The organism is Ensifer sesbaniae, from assembly GCF_013283665.1.
GTDB lineage: Bacteria > Pseudomonadota > Alphaproteobacteria > Rhizobiales > Rhizobiaceae > Ensifer > Ensifer sesbaniae.
Genome location: NZ_JABEKU010000001.1, coordinates 1156572 through 1172981 on the forward strand (window position 1 = coordinate 1156572; position 16410 = coordinate 1172981).

General features: G+C 62.5%; 16 protein-coding genes and 1 pseudogene. 10 read left to right on the plus strand and 7 right to left on the minus strand.

The window, feature by feature from the left end; all coding sequences use genetic code 11:
• The first annotated feature begins 15 nt into the window (after window positions 1–15).
• From BHMPCIPO_RS05515 to rnhA, 8 genes and pseudogenes are all read left to right on the plus strand, one after another.
• Window positions 16–894 (plus strand): cytochrome c oxidase subunit 3, encoded by an 879-nt coding sequence (locus BHMPCIPO_RS05515; protein WP_173515835.1) that lies wholly within the window; start codon window positions 16–18, stop codon window positions 892–894.
• 92 nt (window positions 895–986) lie between these two features.
• Window positions 987–1159 (plus strand): annotated as a pseudogene (locus tag BHMPCIPO_RS33640) (L,D-transpeptidase family protein); the annotation flags it as partial.
• Window positions 1156–1539: a DUF983 domain-containing protein gene (locus BHMPCIPO_RS05525; RefSeq protein ID WP_173515836.1), complete on the plus strand. Its 384-nt coding sequence runs from the start codon at window positions 1156–1158 to the stop codon at window positions 1537–1539. The pseudogene BHMPCIPO_RS33640 and the gene BHMPCIPO_RS05525, both read left to right, overlap by 4 nt.
• Window positions 1508–2275, plus strand: coding sequence for an SURF1 family protein (locus BHMPCIPO_RS05530; protein WP_173515837.1), 768 nt, complete (start codon window positions 1508–1510; stop codon window positions 2273–2275). Before BHMPCIPO_RS05525 ends, BHMPCIPO_RS05530 begins: the two co-directional genes overlap by 32 nt.
• 56 nt (window positions 2276–2331) lie before the next feature.
• On the plus strand, window positions 2332–2697 hold the full coding sequence (locus BHMPCIPO_RS05535) for a DUF1304 domain-containing protein (protein WP_173515838.1): 366 nt from the start codon (window positions 2332–2334) through the stop codon (window positions 2695–2697).
• A gap of 3 nt (window positions 2698–2700) precedes the next feature.
• Window positions 2701–3711 (plus strand): 4-hydroxy-3-methylbut-2-enyl diphosphate reductase, encoded by a 1011-nt coding sequence (ispH, locus tag BHMPCIPO_RS05540; RefSeq protein WP_173515839.1) that lies wholly within the window; start codon window positions 2701–2703, stop codon window positions 3709–3711.
• A 39-nt stretch (window positions 3712–3750) separates the two neighbouring features.
• On the plus strand, window positions 3751–4731 hold the full coding sequence (locus BHMPCIPO_RS05545; RefSeq protein ID WP_173515840.1) for a homoserine kinase: 981 nt from the start codon (window positions 3751–3753) through the stop codon (window positions 4729–4731).
• Window positions 4728–5195 carry a ribonuclease HI gene (rnhA, locus tag BHMPCIPO_RS05550; protein WP_113537975.1) on the plus strand — a complete coding sequence of 156 codons (468 nt, stop codon included), beginning with the start codon at window positions 4728–4730 and terminating at the stop codon, window positions 5193–5195. The genes BHMPCIPO_RS05545 and rnhA overlap by 4 nt, the downstream gene beginning before the upstream one ends.
• A 46-nt stretch (window positions 5196–5241) precedes the next feature.
• Here the strand turns inward: rnhA and BHMPCIPO_RS05555 are convergent, their stop codons facing one another.
• Together BHMPCIPO_RS05555 and BHMPCIPO_RS05560 are read right to left on the minus strand one after the other, a co-directional pair.
• Window positions 5242–5727 carry a peroxiredoxin gene (locus BHMPCIPO_RS05555; protein WP_057250664.1) on the minus strand — a complete coding sequence of 162 codons (486 nt, stop codon included), beginning with the start codon at window positions 5725–5727 and terminating at the stop codon, window positions 5242–5244.
• A 74-nt stretch (window positions 5728–5801) separates the two neighbouring features.
• Window positions 5802–6617 carry a protein-disulfide reductase DsbD domain-containing protein gene (locus BHMPCIPO_RS05560; RefSeq protein ID WP_246304269.1) on the minus strand — a complete coding sequence of 272 codons (816 nt, stop codon included), beginning with the start codon at window positions 6615–6617 and terminating at the stop codon, window positions 5802–5804.
• 196 nt (window positions 6618–6813) lie between these two features.
• Here BHMPCIPO_RS05560 and BHMPCIPO_RS05565 point away from each other — a divergent pair, with 196 nt between their 5' ends.
• Window positions 6814–7419, plus strand: a complete 606-nt coding sequence (locus tag BHMPCIPO_RS05565; protein ID WP_173518091.1) for a YqgE/AlgH family protein — start codon at window positions 6814–6816, stop codon at window positions 7417–7419.
• Between the two features lie 121 nt (window positions 7420–7540).
• On the opposite strand, the gene BHMPCIPO_RS05570 is transcribed toward BHMPCIPO_RS05565, so the two are convergent.
• The 4 genes from BHMPCIPO_RS05570 to thrC all read right to left on the minus strand — a co-directional run bounded on the left by BHMPCIPO_RS05570 (window position 7541) and on the right by thrC (window position 14170).
• Window positions 7541–10450, minus strand: a complete 2910-nt coding sequence (locus BHMPCIPO_RS05570; RefSeq protein ID WP_173515842.1) for an EAL domain-containing protein — start codon at window positions 10448–10450, stop codon at window positions 7541–7543.
• Complete coding sequence (locus BHMPCIPO_RS05575) at window positions 10450–11061, minus strand: GNAT family N-acetyltransferase (protein ID WP_173515843.1); 612 nt, start codon at window positions 11059–11061, stop codon at window positions 10450–10452. The genes BHMPCIPO_RS05570 and BHMPCIPO_RS05575 overlap by 1 nt, the downstream gene beginning before the upstream one ends.
• A 390-nt stretch (window positions 11062–11451) precedes the next feature.
• A complete protein-coding gene (locus BHMPCIPO_RS05580) occupies window positions 11452–12753 on the minus strand; it encodes a M16 family metallopeptidase (RefSeq protein WP_173515844.1) in 1302 nt (433 codons plus the stop codon).
• A 16-nt stretch (window positions 12754–12769) separates the two neighbouring features.
• Entirely contained in the window at window positions 12770–14170 is a 1401-nt protein-coding gene (thrC, locus tag BHMPCIPO_RS05585) for a threonine synthase (RefSeq protein ID WP_173515845.1), read from the minus strand.
• A gap of 379 nt (window positions 14171–14549) precedes the next feature.
• On the opposite strand from thrC, the gene BHMPCIPO_RS05590 reads away from it, so the two are divergent.
• Complete coding sequence (locus tag BHMPCIPO_RS05590; RefSeq protein ID WP_173518092.1) at window positions 14550–15101, plus strand: hypothetical protein; 552 nt, start codon at window positions 14550–14552, stop codon at window positions 15099–15101.
• Between the two features lie 68 nt (window positions 15102–15169).
• Here BHMPCIPO_RS05590 and BHMPCIPO_RS05595 read toward each other — a convergent pair whose 3' ends face one another.
• The gene (locus tag BHMPCIPO_RS05595) at window positions 15170–16276 is read right to left on the minus strand and encodes an ABC transporter substrate-binding protein (protein ID WP_173515846.1); all 1107 of its coding nucleotides are present in this window, start codon (window positions 16274–16276) and stop codon (window positions 15170–15172) included.
• Between the last annotated feature and the right edge of the window lie 134 nt (window positions 16277–16410).

Here is a 16410-nt window from a genome sequence, read left to right on the forward strand (position 1 = left end):
TCGGGGATTACTGACATGGCCGGTGCGCATCAGAAGAATCACGACTACCACATCATCGACCCGAGCCCCTGGCCGTTGCTTGCCTCGATCGGCGCCTTCGTCATGGCGTTCGGCGGCATTTGCTACATGCGCTACCTCGCGGGCAGCTCGCTGAAGATCTTCGGCTTCGAGCTCGCCAACGTCTGGATCCTGCTCGCCGGTCTGATCATCGTTCTCTACACCATGTTCGGCTGGTGGTCGGACACGGTAAAGGAAGCGCACGAAGGTCACCACACCCGCGTCGTGTCGCTGCACCTGCGCTACGGCATGATCATGTTCATCGCTTCGGAAGTGATGTTCTTCGTCGCTTGGTTCTGGGCCTTCTTCGATGCGAGCCTTTTCGCCGGCGAAGCCATCCAGACCGCGCGTACAACCTTCACTGGAGGCGTCTGGCCGCCGAAGGGCATCGAAGTGCTCGACCCGTGGCATCTGCCGCTTTACAACACCGTCATCCTGCTGCTTTCGGGCACGACGGTCACCTGGGCGCACCACGCGCTGCTGCACAACGACCGCAAGGGTCTCGTCTCCGGCCTGACGCTGACGGTCGCCCTCGGCGTGCTGTTCTCCTTCGTCCAGGGCTACGAATATGCCCACGCTCCGTTTGCCTTCAAGGACTCGATCTACGGCGCGACCTTCTTCATGGCGACCGGCTTCCACGGCTTCCACGTTCTGGTCGGCACGATCTTCCTGCTCGTCTGCCTGTTCCGTGCGCTCCGCGGCGACTTCACCCCGAAGCAGCACTTCGGCTTCGAAGCGGCGGCCTGGTACTGGCATTTCGTTGACGTCGTCTGGCTGTTCCTCTTCTTCTCCATCTACATCTGGGGTAGCTGGGGTGCACCGATCGCTCACGGCTAATTCCGCGAGCATCTGACTGTAGCGAACAAGGCGGTTGCAGCCATGCAGCCGCCTTGTTCTTTTGATTGCCTGCTGCCAGTGAAGCGAGATAGGTCGACCCGGGCGGCATGATCATGATCCACGGCAGCCCAATTATTTCGGCTGGTTGGCGTTTTTGACGCAGCGGTTCGATTGGACGGACGGCCGCATTGCGGTTACCAATGCCGAAATGGATGAAATCTGGGCGATGGTGCCCAACAACACACCGATCGAGATCAAGCCGTGAGCGAAGACAAAGCACATTTCCCGCCGGTGGATCCGGTAATGACCGGCATCAAGGGGCTTTGCCCGCGTTGCGGCCAGGGCAAGCTGTTCGACGGGTTCCTCAAGGTCAAGCCGGCCTGCACGAATTGTGACCTGGACTACCGCTTCGCCGATTCCGGCGACGGCCCGGTGGTCTTCGTCATCCTGATCGTCGGCTTTGTCGTCGTCGGTGCGGCGCTTTGGGCGGAGATCAACTTCAACCCGCCGCTCTGGCTGCATTTCCTGTTGTGGATCCCGCTTGCGACCATCCTCAGCCTTGGGCTGACACGCATGCTCAAGGGCGTCTTGATCAACCTGCAGTACCGCAACAATGCGCGCTCGGGCGAAATCGACCGTGGTTGAGCTCGAGAGCAGGAGGAAGCGGGGCCTTTTCGGACGTCTCGCTGCCTTTGTTTTGCTGGCCGTCGCCTTCGCCATCCTTGTCTCCCTCGGCACCTGGCAGATGCAGCGGCTGCACTGGAAGGAAGGCCTGCTCACGGCGATCCAGGAGCGCCGGTCGGCGCCTCCGGTGTCGATCGGCGAAATCGAGAAGATGCTCGCAGACGGGATCGACATCGACTACCGCACCGTCACGGTTACGGGCACCTTCGATCACAGCAAGGAGCGGCACTTCTTCGCGACCTATGACAGCCGCACTGGCTACTACGTCTTCACGCCGTTGACTTTGGACGATGGCCGCTTCCTCTTCGTCAATCGTGGTTTTGTTCCCTTCGAACAGAAGGATTCGTCGACCCGTCTTGCTGGCGAGCTTCCGGCCTTCGTCGGCATTCATGGCCTTGCACGATCGAAGCTTGACCAGAAGCCGTCGTCGCTCGTTCCGGAAAACGACCTCGCCAAGAACATCTTCTACTGGAAGGATCTCGACACGATGGCGTCGTCCGTCGGGCTTCCCGCCGACAAGGTGGTGCCGCTGTTTGTCGATGCCGATGCGACGCCCAATCCCGGTGGCCTGCCGATCGGCGGCGTTACCCAGTTCGATCTGCCCAACAACCATCTCCAATACGCGCTGACCTGGTATGGATTGGCGGCAGCATTGGTGCTGGTCAGCGGTCTCTACCTGGTGCGCCGCGGGCGATAGCCGCGCAGCCGGCGCCGTGCTAACCCTGTTGAAGGGATCGACGGCAGGGAACAATGATGGCGATCATCGCAAACTCTCTGATTGCCTTGACGGCACTGCTGCATGTCGGCTTTCTCGTGCTCGAGATGTTTCTGTGGACCGGGCCGCGGGGGAGGGCGGTCTTCCGCATGACGCCAGAGCAGGCGGAGACGACGCGGGTGCTCGCCGCAAACCAGGGGCTCTACAACGGTTTTCTTGCGGCCGGCCTGTTCTGGTCATTGATCCAGTCGGAACCGGCCTTTGCCTTCGAACTGAAGGTGTTCTTCCTTGTGTGCGTGATCGTTGCCGCTATATATGGCGCGTGGTCGGTCAAGCCGCGCATCCTCCTGATCCAGGGCGGCCCGGCGATCGCAGCGCTTGTTTTCGTTTTAATGGCATCCTGATCCATGGCATCATCAGCGGCAGCAAAATCCCCGATCACCATTCGCCTCTGCGGGCCGCGCGGCTTCTGTGCCGGCGTCGACCGGGCGATCCAGATCGTCGTCCTGGCGCTGAAGGAGTTCGGCGCACCCGTCTATGTCCGCCACGAGATCGTTCACAACCGCTATGTCGTCGAAGGTCTCGAGGCCAAGGGAGCGATCTTCGTCGAAGAACTCGACGAGATCCCGCCGGAGCACCGCAAGCAGCCGGTCGTCTTTTCTGCGCACGGCGTGCCGAAATCGGTGCCCGCAGATGCGGATGCCCGCAATCTCTTCTATCTCGACGCCACCTGCCCGCTGGTCTCCAAGGTCCACAAGCAGGCGATGCGCCATCACCGTCTCGGCCGCCACGTCGTGCTGATCGGCCATGCCGGCCACCCGGAGGTGATCGGCACCATGGGGCAATTGCCTGAAGGCGCCGTGTCGCTGGTCGAGACGGTCGAGGATGCCGACGTCTACCAGCCGCCGGATCCGGACAATCTCGGCTTCGTCACCCAGACGACCTTGTCGGTCGACGACACGGCCGGCGTCATCAAGCGGCTGCACGAACGCTTTCCGAACCTGACGGCGCCAGCGGCCGATTCGATCTGCTACGCCACCACCAACCGCCAGGAGGCGGTGAAACAGGCAGCCCCCGGCTGCGATCTGTTCCTGATCGTCGGCGCGCCCAATTCGTCCAACTCCAAGCGCCTCGTCGAAGTGGCGCTGAAGGCTGGCGCGAAGAAATCCGTGCTGGTCCAGCGCGCGTCGGAGATCGACTGGGCCGAGATGGGCGATATCTCGACGGTGGGTCTCTCGGCCGGCGCCTCGGCGCCCGAAGTGATCGTCAACGAAATCATCGAGGCATTCCGCGAGCGCTACGACGCGAGGGTGGAACTCGCCGACACGGTCGAGGAGAACGAGAACTTCCTCGTCAACCGCGAGATCCGCCACGTGCCGCTGACCGCCGCCGACATGGCCTTCGTCAACGGCGAATAACCCGCACTTCTTGCCGCATTTTCTTGAAAGTGGAAGACCTTGGCAGTTTACACCGATATCACGGAAGACGATCTCTCCCGCTTTCTCACCGCCTATGACGTCGGCCAACTGACCTCCTACAAGGGGATTGCCGAAGGCGTCGAGAATTCCAATTTCCTGCTGCACACGACCAAGGGCTCCTACATTCTCACGCTTTACGAAAAGCGGGTGAACGCCGATGACCTGCCGTTCTTCCTGGGGCTGATGCATCATCTGGCGGAGCGGGGGCTGTCCTGCCCGCTGCCGCTGCCGCGGGCCGATGGCAAGCTGCTCGGTGAGCTCTCCGGCCGTCCGGCTGCCGTCATCTCCTTCCTCGAGGGCATGTGGTTGAGAAAGCCCGAGGCAAAGCACTGCCACGAAGTCGGCAGGGCGCTTGCCGCCATGCATCTTGCCGGCGAAGGCTTCGCGCTGAAGCGCGCCAACGCGCTTTCGGTCGCCGGCTGGCGGCCGCTCTGGGTCAATTCCGAGGCGCGTGCGGACGAGGTGCAGGCGGGTCTCAAGAACGAGATATCGGCGGAGCTCGAACACCTCGAAAGCCACTGGCCGAAATCCCTGCCGGAAGGCGTCATCCACGCCGATCTCTTCCCGGACAACGTCTTCTTCCTCGGAGACCGGCTGTCCGGCCTGATCGATTTCTATTTCGCCTGCAACGACTACCTCGCCTATGACGTCGCCGTGTGCCTCAATTCCTGGTGCTTCGAAAAGAACGGCTCCTACAACATCACCAAGGGCATGGCGATGCTTTCGGGCTATGAGAGCGTACGCAAGCTGACGCCGGCCGAGGTCGACGCGCTGCCGCTGCTCTGCCGCGGCTCGGCGCTGCGCTTCTTCCTGACGCGGCTCTACGATTGGCTGATGACGCCTGCCGGCGCGCTCGTGGTCAAGAAAGACCCGCTCGAATACCTGACGAAGATCCGCTTTCACCGCGCCATCGCTTCGAGCGCGGAATACGGCCTGAAACGCGAAGAGGGCCGGGTATGAAACACGTCGACATCTTCACGGACGGGGCCTGCTCCGGCAATCCGGGGCCGGGCGGTTGGGGCGCGGTGCTGCGCTACGGCGAGGTGGAAAAGGAACTCTCCGGCGGCGAGGCCGAGACCACCAACAACCGCATGGAACTGCTGGCGGCGATCTCGGCGCTCGATGCGCTGAAGAGCGCCTGCGAGGTCGATCTCCATACCGACAGCAAATATGTGATGGACGGCATTTCCAAGTGGATCCACGGCTGGAAGAAGAACGGCTGGAAGACCGCGGACAAGAAACCGGTGAAAAACGGCGAGCTCTGGCAGCGGCTGGATGAAGCCAATCGCCGTCACAAGGTGACCTGGCACTGGGTCAAGGGCCATGCCGGCCACCCGGAGAATGAGCGCGCCGACGAGCTCGCCCGCAAGGGCATGGAACCCTACAAGAAGGGGCGCCGTTCGGACTCTCTCCTCGTGAAATGAAAAACGGGCCGTAGGGGCCCGTTTCCATTTGCATCTACTTCTGCGCTCAGAGCTGTTCGAGCATCGCGGCGGCGCCCGAGACGGTTGCCTGGCCCGGGCTTTCTTCGAGATTGAGCGACTTCACTACGCCATCTTCCACCAGCATCGAATAGCGCTTCGAGCGCACGCCGAGCGTGCCGGCGGAGAGGTCGATGTCCATGCCGAGCGCCTTGGTGAAGGCGGCGTTCCAGTCGGAGAGGAAATGGATCTTGCCCATGCCGCCAGACGCAGTTGCCCAGGCGCCCATCACATGCAGGTCGTTGACGGAGACCACGGCGATATCGTCGATGCCGCGGGCAAGGATCGCGTCGCGGTTCTCGAGGTAGCCCGGCAGGTGGTTGAGAGAGCAGGTGGGCGTGAAGGCACCGGGAACGGCGAAGAGCACGACGCGCTTGCCCGCGAAGAGCTGATCGGTGGTGACCTCCACCGGACCATCGGCGGTTTTTTCCTTGAAGGTTGCGGCTGGCAGTTTGTCTCCGACGGCGATGGTCACGGCACTCTCCTTGCGTTGCTTGCGTCTTCGCTTCTCCGCTCGTGGCGGAGAACCTGCGGGACTATAGATGCGGCCTAATCAAAGGCAAGGGTCGTCTCCATGCTGCGGCCCTTCGCGCGTATGGTGACAACGATCGGCTTGCCCTTGAGTTCCTTGTCCTTGCCGCGGAGCCGGACCGGGACGGTCGCGCCGAGACCGGTCTCGCCCTCCGTCGTGATTTCGGGCTTGCCGAAGGAAACACCGGATGGGCCGGCCAGGAACAGTTCTGGATGGTCATTGCCATCGGGCAAATGAAAGGAAAGGTTCAGCACGGCCTTGTCCGCATCGTAGTGGCTTGCCGTGACGGCAAAGTCGCCGGAAGGTGCCTCCGGCAATGCGGCGATCGCGTCATCGATGCGCGCGCCGTCGAGCGGATTGTCCAGATCACCCTGCTTCAGCGCCAGCGTCAACTCGCCCTGAACCGGGATGCAGATATCCTCGCAGATCCCGAGAAACACCGAGGCGCGAATATTGACGTCGCCCGCGCCTTGGACGCGCCTCAGCGTCAGCGGAAAAGCGACCGGCCTGTCGTAACCGACATAGCGCACCACGCCGTCGTCGAACGTCTTCGGCACCGGGAAGCCGATCTTCTCGAGCACGACGCCGCTCGTCGGGTCGATCGTCACCTGCGGGGGAATGCCGTTTGCGCCCGGTTCGCGCCAATAGGTCTTCCAGCCGGCATTGAGCTTGACCTCCAGCGTTGCCGGGATCGTACCGTCCTGCTTGGGCTGGGCCGCGACCAGGCGGACCATGCCGCCCGGGGAGGTGACCCACTCGCTGGTGGCCGCCTGTGTCGCCACCGGAAGAAAAAAAGCGGCGATGAGGCTTGCCGCGCCAATGAACTGGGCCATGTTCTGATATGTGGAGTGCTGGATCATGCCAGAAGCAATACCGCCTTTGCCGGCGAGGCTCCAGACGCTCCAAAGAGAGCGATGATCATAATCGCTTGATCGGACACGGCGAAGTGAACGTCGTGCGTGCAATATTTCCGGACCGCGACGCTGAGGCGCTTTTCATTTCGCGGCGAATTGATAGGCTGTTCCCATGATGTCGACTCCGATGGCGCAGAAGAGACGGGAGCGAGGTTTTCTTGACGGTCAGTTCCTGATCGCCATGCCGGGAATGTTTGATGCCAATTTCGCCCGCACGGTCATCTTCATCTGCGCCCATTCGGACGATGGCGCGATGGGCTTCGTGCTCAATCGACCTCAGCAACTGACCTTTCCGGACGTGCTGCTCCATCTCGATATCCTCGACGAGGAAGAGGCGATCCGCCTTCCGCAGATGACACGGGATTTCCAGATTCAGGCCGGCGGGCCGGTCGAGACCGGGCGCGGCTTCGTGCTGCATTCCGACGACTATCTGAGCGATTCCAGCATCCCCGTCAGCGACGATATCTGCCTCACCGCGACGCTCGATATCGTCCGCGCCATTTCGCGCGGGGAGGGGCCGGTCAAGGCGACGATGATGCTCGGCTATGCCGGGTGGGGACCGGGGCAACTCGAAGCGGAAATCACCCAGAACGGCTGGCTCACATGTCCGGCGCGTGAGGAACTGATCTTCGACAGGGCGCTGGACGACAAATACGACCGGGCGCTGGCCCTGATGGGCGTGTCGGCCGCGATGCTCTCCGCGGATGCTGGCCACGCCTGATTGTCGGATCAGCCCGCCTTCTTCAGAACATTCATGCTGAAAAGCAAAGCCCGCCGGGTGGTTGCCTGACGGGCTTTGGACGATGGTGTGCTGCTCGCTGAGCGGCGTCGCCTTGCGGAACTCACGCCCGCTTCATCAGCGGAAAGCGTTCCTTCAGCAGCCGCTGGATCGATTCCGAGCCGATGGGCGGTCCGAAGAGGAAGCTCTGGCCGTAGTCGCAGCCCATCTGCGAAAGCTGGATTGCGTCGTCCTCGGATTCGATACCCTCGGCTACCACCTGCATATCGAGCTCACGCGCCATGGTGATCACCGAGCGCAGGAGAATGCCGCGCTTGTCGCTCGGGTCGCGCACCAGTGCCTTGTCGATCTTGATCGTGTCGAAGGGGAAACGCGTGAGGTAGGACAGCGACGAATGGCCGGTACCGAAGTCGTCGAGCGCCAGTTTCAGGCCGGCCTCTTTCAGTTTTTCGAGGACGAGACGGGCCTGCTCGGGGTTTTCCATCACGAGCGATTCCGTCAATTCCATCTTCACCTTGTCCGGATCGCAGCGGTTCTTGGTGAGGATGGCGCGGACGTCGTCATAGAGCTCGTTGTTGAGAAGCTGCGCGCTCGAAAGGTTGATCGACACGAAGATCGGCAGGTCGCCGGTCTGGAGCTGCCATTCCGTCAGATCGCTCGTCGCCTTGTCGAAAGCGAACATTCCGAGCTGGCTGATGAGGTCCGAATTTTCGGCAATCGGAATGAACTCGGTCGGGGAGATATTGCCGCGCTTCGGATGATCCCAGCGCATCAGCGCCTCGAAGCCGGCGATCTCCGCGTCGCTCAATCGAACGATCGGCTGGTAGACCAGCGAGAGCTCCTTGCGTTCGATCGCCCGCTTGAGGTCGGCTTCGAGCTGGAGCCGGTCCGAGCCGGACGTGCGGAAGGCAGGGCGGAAGGGTTCGACGCGATTGCCACCTTCCTTCTTCGCCCGGAACATGGCGAGCTCGGCGTCGTCGAGCAGGCCTGCAGCGCTTTGCTCCTGGTCGAGCCAGGAAACGAGGCCGATCGATGCCGTCAGGTTGATTTCGCGGTTGCCGTAGTTGAGCGGCACCATGATCGCCTTGCTCACCGCGTCGGCGAAATCCGCGACCTTGGCGGGGTCGCGCTCGGACATCAGGATCAGACCGAACTGGTCGCCGCCGAGGCGGGCAAGCGTGTCCTGCGGGCGCAGGAGCCGGCGCAGGCGCCGGGTCAAGGCGATCAAGATGTTGTCGCCGGCGGCGATGCCCAGGAGGTCGTTGACCTGCTTGTAGCGGTCGATGTCGATTGCCAGCACCGTCGGACGGACCGAATTGCTGCCGTCGGCCATCAGCAGCATCGCCTGCAGCCGGTCGAGGAAGACCTGACGGTTCGGAAGGCCGGTCAGATTGTCGAGCAGCGCATTGTGCAGCAGCCGCTCGACGGAATTGCGCTGCTCGGTGATGTCGATGATCGTGCCGACGCAGCGGATGATCTCGCCGTTGGCGCCGAGTACCGGCCGGGCGCGGATGGCGAGCCAGTGGTAATGGCCGTCTTCGGCGCGCACGCGAAATTCGTGGTTGAGCTTGCCGCGGCGGCGCTCCAGAAGCACGTCCAGGGTCGCCCGGAAACGGTCGCGGTCGTCGGGATGCAGGCGCGGCAACCAGTTGCGCAAGGGGCCGTGCATGCTGCCGAGCGACAGTCCGAGCTGGGTCGAAATATCGGGCATGGTCACCACCCGATCGCGGGCGACATCCCAGTCCCAGACGGTGTCGCCGGAGCCGGTGAGCGCCAGCGACTGGCGCTCGAGATCGGAGAACAGGCCCTGCTGGTAGCCGCTGCCGGCAACCGCATGTTGCATGACGGTGAAGCCGATCAGCAGCACGATGAGGACGAGACCGCCGCCGAGCGCCGGCTGCACGATGTCGTTGGCGAGCTGGCCGGTGACGGTCAGCCACGCGCCGAAGAGCCAGACGAGGATGAGCAGCCAGGCAGGTACCAGAAGGATAGCACGGTCGTAGCGGTTGAAGCCGAGATAGGCGATCAGCACGATCCCGACCGTTCCGGTCAAAGCGAAGGAGAGGCGGGCGATGCCGGACGCGATCGCCGGATCATAGACGGCGACGCCGAAGAGCAGGCCGAGGCCGAGGATCCAGGCGAGCGTGGCGTAACCCAGATGCTGATGCCAGCGGTTGAGATTGAGATAGGTGAACAGGAAGATCACGAGGCCCGCCGCCAGGAAGACCTCGGTGCCCGCTCGCCATATTCGCTCGTCGCCGGCCGTAACGCTGATGAGCTTCGACAGGAAGCCGAAATCGACACAGATATAGGCGAGAACCGCCCAGGCGAGTGCCGCCGTTGCCGGCAGCATCGACGTTCCCTTGACGACGAAGAGGATGGTCAGGAACACCGCGAGCAGGCCGGCAATGCCGAGCACGATGCCGCGATAGAGCGTGAAGGCGTTGACCGTATCCTTGTAGGAATCCGGCTCCCACAGGTAGATCTGCGGCAGTTCCGGCGTCGCCAGTTCTGCGACGAAGGTGATGATGACGCCCGGCGCCAGCGTGATGCGGAAGACGTCCGCCTCGTCGCTCGGTTCCCGGCTGAGCGCGAAACCTTCGCTGGGGGTGATCGACAGGATGCGCTTGGAGCCGAGGTCCGGCCAGAAGAGCTTGGAATTCACCAGCCGGAAATGCGGCGCGACGATCACGCGGTCGAGCGGTTCGGCCGAAACGTTGGCGAGCGCGAACACGGCCCAGTCGCCCTGATGGTCCTCGCTGCTGGAGCGCACCTCGATGCGGCGCACGATGCCGTCGGTTCCGGGCGCCGTCGAGACCTGGAAGGCTTCGTTGCGGCCGCTGTAGATTTCGGTCGTCGCCGTCAGGTCGAGTGCGGTGTCCTCGCGCGAGATCTTCACCGGCTCCAGAGCCTGGGCCGCACCGCCGAGCGCGCAGAAAAACGTCGTGAGCGTAATCAGAAACGCTGCCAGCTTCGAGGCTGACCAGGCGAAGGGCGAGCGGGTTAGAGGCATCAAAGGGGCATATTCCTGTTCGGTAGGGCATCGTCGGACAGGAGAGAAAAGAGCACGTGGTCCCGCCACTGGCCATTGATTCTCAAGTACTGTCTTAAGTAGCCTTCACGCTCAAAACCGGCCTTTTCAAGGAGCCGGATGCTTCTTGAGTTGTCCGGAATACAGGCTGCTTCGATACGGTGCAACTCAAGGGTCGAAAAGATGTAGGGAATGGCGAGCCTGAGGGCCGCGTACATATGGCCCTTGCCGGCGTGGCGTTCGCCCATCCAATAGCCGATCATGCAGTTTTGCCCGGCGCCGCGGCGGATATGGCCGATCGTCAGTCCCCCGAGCAGCATCTCGTCTGGCTTGTGGAAAAGAAAGAGCGGCACCGCCTGGCCGGAGGAATATTCCTGCTCGTTGCGGATGACCCGGCTGCGAAAGGCGCTCTCGGTCATCTCGTCGGGACGCCAGGTTGGCTCCCAAGGTTCGAGGAAGGCGCGGCTCTCGCTTCTCAGCTGATACCACTGGCGATAATCGGCGTAGCGCGGGAGCCGCAGCAGGTAGTTCTGATCGGCGATTTCGATCGTCTCCGGCTGCCGCGACAGGAACCGAAAAACCGATCGTGTCATTGCTGCCTCCGAGGCCGTCCAGTTTGCGTGCGGGGATCCTCTATCGTCCGCCCGGCAGCGCGCCTTTGCGCTGTCACGAACCGAAACGTTGCACAACTTTGCGCGCAAATCGAATCCGATTTTGCGAAAAGACGCAAAGACTTCACCATTTCGAGTACGGTGCTGGCGTCCCTCGGCGGCCGAGAGCGATTCCAGGAAAAGTGGCGATCGCTTTTCCGCCAGGAATTGCCCGGCCTCGAAAAGGCAAGATCATTTCACGGTTTCGATGAAAGCATGAAATGACCTACAGCGCCGCGTGTCTGATGAGACGCGCAAAGGTCGCTGTGGCACTTTGATTTGTTGCATGTCTTCGTCCTCAAATCGAGGTCGGAGACATGCAGTCGGGCCCGTTTAGCTGGCGACGGCGTGCGGAACGGTGGCCTTGCCGGTCAAGGACGACAGGATATCGCCCATCGGGGCAAGCTGCTCCAGCGGGCCGATGGCCGAAAGCGTCGGCGTCGTGTCGAAGAACAACCGGCCGGCGAGGTCGGTCAGACGCTCGATGGTGATGCCGGAGAGGCGCTCCATCAGCTCTTCGTTCGGGATCGGGCGGCCGTAGAGCATCATCTGGCGGGCAATCTGGCCGGCCCGGGCCGCCGGGCTTTCCTGGCCCATCAGCAACTGCGCGCGGATCTGGGCGCGGGCCCGCTCGATTTCCTGCTGCTCGATGTTCATCGAGGATTTGCGCAGTTCGTCGACGATAACGGGCATCAGCTCCGGCAGGTTCTCGCCGCCGGTGGCCGCGTGCACCCCGAAGATACCGGTATCGGAAAAGCCCCAATGGAAGGCGTAGACCGAATAACAGAGGCCGCGATGCTCGCGCACTTCCTGGAAGAGGCGTGAGGACATGCCGCCGCCGAGGATGTTGGCGAGGATCTGCGAACAGTAGAAGTCGCGGGCGTGATAGGCCTTGCCCTCGAAGCCGAGCAGGACCTGTGCATCCATCAGGTCGCGCGTCTCGCGGCTGTCGCCGCCCGTGTAGCGGGCGACTTCGAGCACCGGCGCCGCGATCGGTGTGCGCGGAAGGGTCGAGAAGCGCTCCTCCACCTGGCGCACGAAAGCCTCGTGCTCGACGGCACCGGCCGCGACCACGAACATGCGGTCGGTCGTGTAGTTGCGGCCGAGATATTGGCGGATCTGATCGGCAGAAAACGACATGACCGTGTCGGGGGTACCGAGGATCGGCCGTCCGACGGTCTGGTTGCGATAGGCGGTCTCGGCGAAACGGTCGAAGACGACGTCGTCGGGCGTGTCGTCGGCGGCGCCGATCTCCTGCAGGATCACCTGTTTCTCGCGCCGCAGTTCCTCGTCGTCGAAGGTGGATTCGGTGAGGATGTCGGCGAGAATGTCGACCGCGAGCGGCACGTGATCCTTGAGCACGCGTGCATAGTAGGATGTCGTCTCGGTCGACGTGGCGGCGTTGACTTCGCCGCCGACATTTTCGATTTCTTCGGCAATCTGGCGGGCGGTGCGTCGCGCCGTGCCCTTGAAAGCCATGTGCTCCAGCAGGTGGGCAATGCCATGTTCGCCCAAGGTTTCATTGCGCGAACCGGATTTGATCCACACCCCGAGCGCCACGCTTTCGAGATGCGGCATCTGCTCGGTTACCACCGTCAACCCGGAAGGGAGCCGGGTGCACTCAACTTTCATCATACGTTTCTTCTCGTTCTTACCCCCGGAGACGGGTACGCTCGCCGATAAAGGTCTCGACGCTCTTCAGGTCCGGATCCAGGATATCGAAACGCTCCTCCCTGTTCATCAGGTCAGCAAGCCACGTCGGAAGCGCCGGGTCAATACCACTGGCCGATTTTACCGCGTCCGGGAATTTCGCCGGATGGGCGGTGGCGAGCGTCACCATGGGGGCGGACGGCTTCTCGTGCTTGGCAGCGACGAAGACGCCGACGGCGCTGTGCGGATCAAGCAGATAGCCGGTTTTTTCCAGCGTCTTGGCGATCGTCTTGGCCACCTCCTTCTCCGAGGCGCGGCCGGCGCGGAACTCCTTGCGGATGGCCTTCAGCGCCTTTTCGCGAATGGTGAAGGAACCGGACTGCTTGAGGTCGTCCATGGCCGAGCGCACTTCGCCCGGGTCGCGGTCGTTCGCCTCGAACAGCAACCGCTCGAAGTTCGACGAGATCTGGATGTCCATCGACGGCGCGGTCGTCGCCTTGACGTCGCGCATCTCGTAACGCCCGGTCTTCATAGTGCGGGCAAGGATGTCGTTCTCGTTGGTGGCGATCACCAGCTTGTCGATCGGCAGTCCCATGCGCTTGGCGACGTATCCTGCGAAGATATCGCCGAAGTTGCCGGTCGGGACCGTGAAGGAGATCTTGCGGTCCGGACCGCCGAGTGCCACCGCCGTGGTGAAGTAGTAGACGATCTGGGCCATGATGCGCGCCCAGTTGATCGAGTTGACGCCCGAAAGCTTGACGCGATCACGGAAGGCGGCGTCGTTGAACATGCCTTTGACGAGGTTCTGGCAGTCGTCGAAGTTGCCTCTGACGGCGATGGCGTGAACGTTCGATGCCTTTGACGTCGTCATCTGCCGCTGCTGCACTGGCGAAACCTTGCCGTGCGGGAAGAGGATGAAGATGTCGGTGCGTTCGCGGCCGGCGAAGGCGTCGATCGCGGCGCCCCCGGTGTCGCCAGAGGTCGCACCGACGATCGTGGCGCGCTCGCCGCGCTCGGCCAGCACATAGTCCATCAGCCGCGCAAGCAGTTGCATCGCCACGTCCTTGAAGGCGAGCGTCGAGCCGTGGAAGAGTTCCATGACGAAGGCGTTGGGCCCGGTCTGCACCAGCGGCGCTACCGCCGGATGGCGGAAGGTGGCGTAGGCTTCGTCGATCATTTCGCGGAACTTGGCCGCGGGGATCTCGCCATTGGTGAAGGGTTCGAGCACGGTGAACGCGATTTCCTGATAGGACTTGCCGCGTAAGCCCCGGATTTCCTTTTTGGAAAACTTCGGCCATTCCTTGGGGAGATAGAGACCGCCGTCGCGCGCCAGACCGGCAAGCAGCGCGTCGCAGAAGCCGAGAGGAGCGGCTTCGCCGCGCGTCGAGATATACTTCACCATGATTGTCCTTCGTCCCACCTCTAGGATTGCCGCGGCTTACAGCGCCGCGCGTCTTATCAGACGCGCAAAGGTCGCTGTAGCACTTTCAGTTGCTGCATGTTTCCTTAAATCGGCTACGATTTAAGGAAACATGCAGTAGAAAACGGCGCCGCGGCATGCCCGTCTTATTGCGTCAGTCCTTGACAAAGTCTGCATCTATTCTTGTCACCGACGCAATTTCCGACCGTAGATCAGGCTTCGGAAAATTCGGAAGGGACGCGCTGACCCGATCGATTTTTCAGTTTGTCGCTGCTATAGACGATGCCCGAAGGCCATGAAAGGTCTTCCGGCCGAGATTTCGGTCAAGGAGTTTCAACCGGTCCAGCAGAGGTTGTTCAACGTGTTTGGCAAAGTATCCCGGCCTGTTCTCGCAATATCTTTTCTCGCGATCCTCGCCGGCTGTAACAAGACGCAATCCGGCGGAGCGATCGATGCGGGCGGCAGTGCCACCGCTCCGACGCCAGCCGTCGTCCAGGCCGCGTGCCCGCAGGTCGTCCTGCGCGATGGCACGTCGGTGTTCACCAGCTACGCCAAGGGTGCCAAGAACGACCCGACGAAGGTCGTCTACCAGGCCTCGCTCGCCGACACCACGCGCCAGTGCGTGCAGAGCGAGGGCTCATTGACGATGACCGTCGTGGTGCAGGGACGCGTGGTCAGCGGCCCGGCGGGCGGCCCCGGCAAGATCACCATGCCGATCCGTGTCGCCGCGACCGACGAAGACAAGACGCTTTACTCAGAACTGACGCAGCATGCGGTCGAAGTTCCCTCGACCGGCTCGGCACAATTCGTCTTCACCAAGGCGAACGTGACGCTGCCGGCCGGCGCCGGGTCCAACGTCACCGTCTATGTCGGCTTCGACGAGGGTCCGCCGGCCAAGGGCAAGAAGAAGTAAGCTGCGGCGCACGCCGCATAAAAAACGCCGGGGCTTGCCCCGGCGTTTCATTTCCATCCCGCTCTGGCTTACTCAGCCGGAACGCTCTTGCCGCCTTCCCATTTGTAGAGCGAGAAAGCCTGCGAGGTCAGGTCGCCGGCTTCGCCATAGGTCAGCTTGCCGAGCACCGTGTCGATCGCTTCGCCGGACTTGATCGCGGTGGCAACAGCAGTCGCGTCTTCGGCGGAGCCGGCCTTTTCGATGCCAGCCTTCAGCACCTGCACGGCGGCATAGGCGTTGAGGGTGAAGGCTTCGGCCGGAATGTTCTTCGCCTTCAGCGCTTCGACGGCCGGAGCCGATGCCGGATTGCGGGTCGCGTCACTGGCGTTGGTGTAGATCGTGCCGGAGGCAGCTTCGCCGCCGATCGCCCAGAACTCGGTGTTCGACAGGCCGTCGCCGCCGAAGATCTGCGCCTTCACGCCCTGGTCGTGCATTTGGCGTGCGAGCAAGCCGCCTTCCGGATGGTAACCGCCGAAGTAGATGACATCGACGTTCTCGGACTTCAGGCGGGTGACGATGGCGCTGAAGTCCTTGTCGCCCGGGTTCAGGCCTTCGTAGACGACTTCGGTGATGCCGCCTGCGTTGATCGCCTTCTTGAAGCCGTCAGCAAGGCCCTTGCCGTAAGGAGCCTTGTCGTGCAGGACGGCGATCTTCTTGTCCTTGAGGTTCTCGACCACATAGGCAGCGGCGACTTCGGCCTGCTGGTCGTCGCGGCCGCAGGTGCGCAGCACGTTCCAGAGACCACGGGTGGTGAGGTCAGGCGTCGTTGCCGTCGGCGTCACCATCAGGATGCCGTTTTCAGCGAGAACGTCGGAAGCTGCCATCGAGGTGCCCGAGAGCACCGGCCCTACGACGTAGCGGATGCCTTCGCCGGCCGCCTGGTTGGCAACCGACACCGCCTGCTTCGGGTCGCCGGCGTCGTCGAGCAGCTTCAGGACGATCTTTTCGCCGTTGATGCCGCCAGCCTCGTTGATCTCTTCAGCGGCCGTTTCTGCCCCGTTCTTCACCTGCTCGCCATAGGCCGCGACCGGGCCGGTGAGCGGCGTGATGACGCCAACGGTGATATCGGCGAAGGCGAGCGGGCCGAAGGCGACGCTGGCCGCCAGGGTCAGGCCGGTCAACATTGAAAGACGCATAGTGTTTCCTCCTAGAAATACCCCTGATGGGGCTTTGCTTGATATGGCCTTCGTGCGCGGCTTCGAAAACCTACTGCATGTGTTCTTGAACCGTAACCGGTCAAAGGACGAAAACATGCAGCATTTCAGGGTGC

Excerpts from the sequence above, each read along its gene's own strand:
- BHMPCIPO_RS05530 (WP_173515837.1), top strand. The coding sequence starts at position 1,508 with ATGCGCGCTCGGGCGAAATCGACCGTGGTTGAGCTCGAGAGCAGGAGG.
- BHMPCIPO_RS05595 (WP_173515846.1), bottom strand. The coding sequence starts at position 16,276 with ATGCGTCTTTCAATGTTGACCGGCCTGACCCTGGCGGCCAGCGTCGCC.
- BHMPCIPO_RS05515 (WP_173515835.1), top strand. The coding sequence starts at position 16 with ATGGCCGGTGCGCATCAGAAGAATCACGACTACCACATCATCGACCCG.
- ispH (WP_173515839.1), top strand. The coding sequence starts at position 2,701 with ATGGCATCATCAGCGGCAGCAAAATCCCCGATCACCATTCGCCTCTGC.
- rnhA (WP_113537975.1), top strand. The coding sequence starts at position 4,728 with ATGAAACACGTCGACATCTTCACGGACGGGGCCTGCTCCGGCAATCCG.
- BHMPCIPO_RS05560 (WP_246304269.1), bottom strand. The coding sequence starts at position 6,617 with ATGGCCCAGTTCATTGGCGCGGCAAGCCTCATCGCCGCTTTTTTTCTT.
- thrC (WP_173515845.1), bottom strand. The coding sequence starts at position 14,170 with ATGGTGAAGTATATCTCGACGCGCGGCGAAGCCGCTCCTCTCGGCTTC.
- BHMPCIPO_RS05535 (WP_173515838.1), top strand. The coding sequence starts at position 2,332 with ATGGCGATCATCGCAAACTCTCTGATTGCCTTGACGGCACTGCTGCAT.
- BHMPCIPO_RS05570 (WP_173515842.1), bottom strand. The coding sequence starts at position 10,450 with ATGCCTCTAACCCGCTCGCCCTTCGCCTGGTCAGCCTCGAAGCTGGCA.
- BHMPCIPO_RS05565 (WP_173518091.1), top strand. The coding sequence starts at position 6,814 with ATGTCGACTCCGATGGCGCAGAAGAGACGGGAGCGAGGTTTTCTTGAC.
- BHMPCIPO_RS05575 (WP_173515843.1), bottom strand. The coding sequence starts at position 11,061 with ATGACACGATCGGTTTTTCGGTTCCTGTCGCGGCAGCCGGAGACGATC.
- BHMPCIPO_RS05580 (WP_173515844.1), bottom strand. The coding sequence starts at position 12,753 with ATGATGAAAGTTGAGTGCACCCGGCTCCCTTCCGGGTTGACGGTGGTA.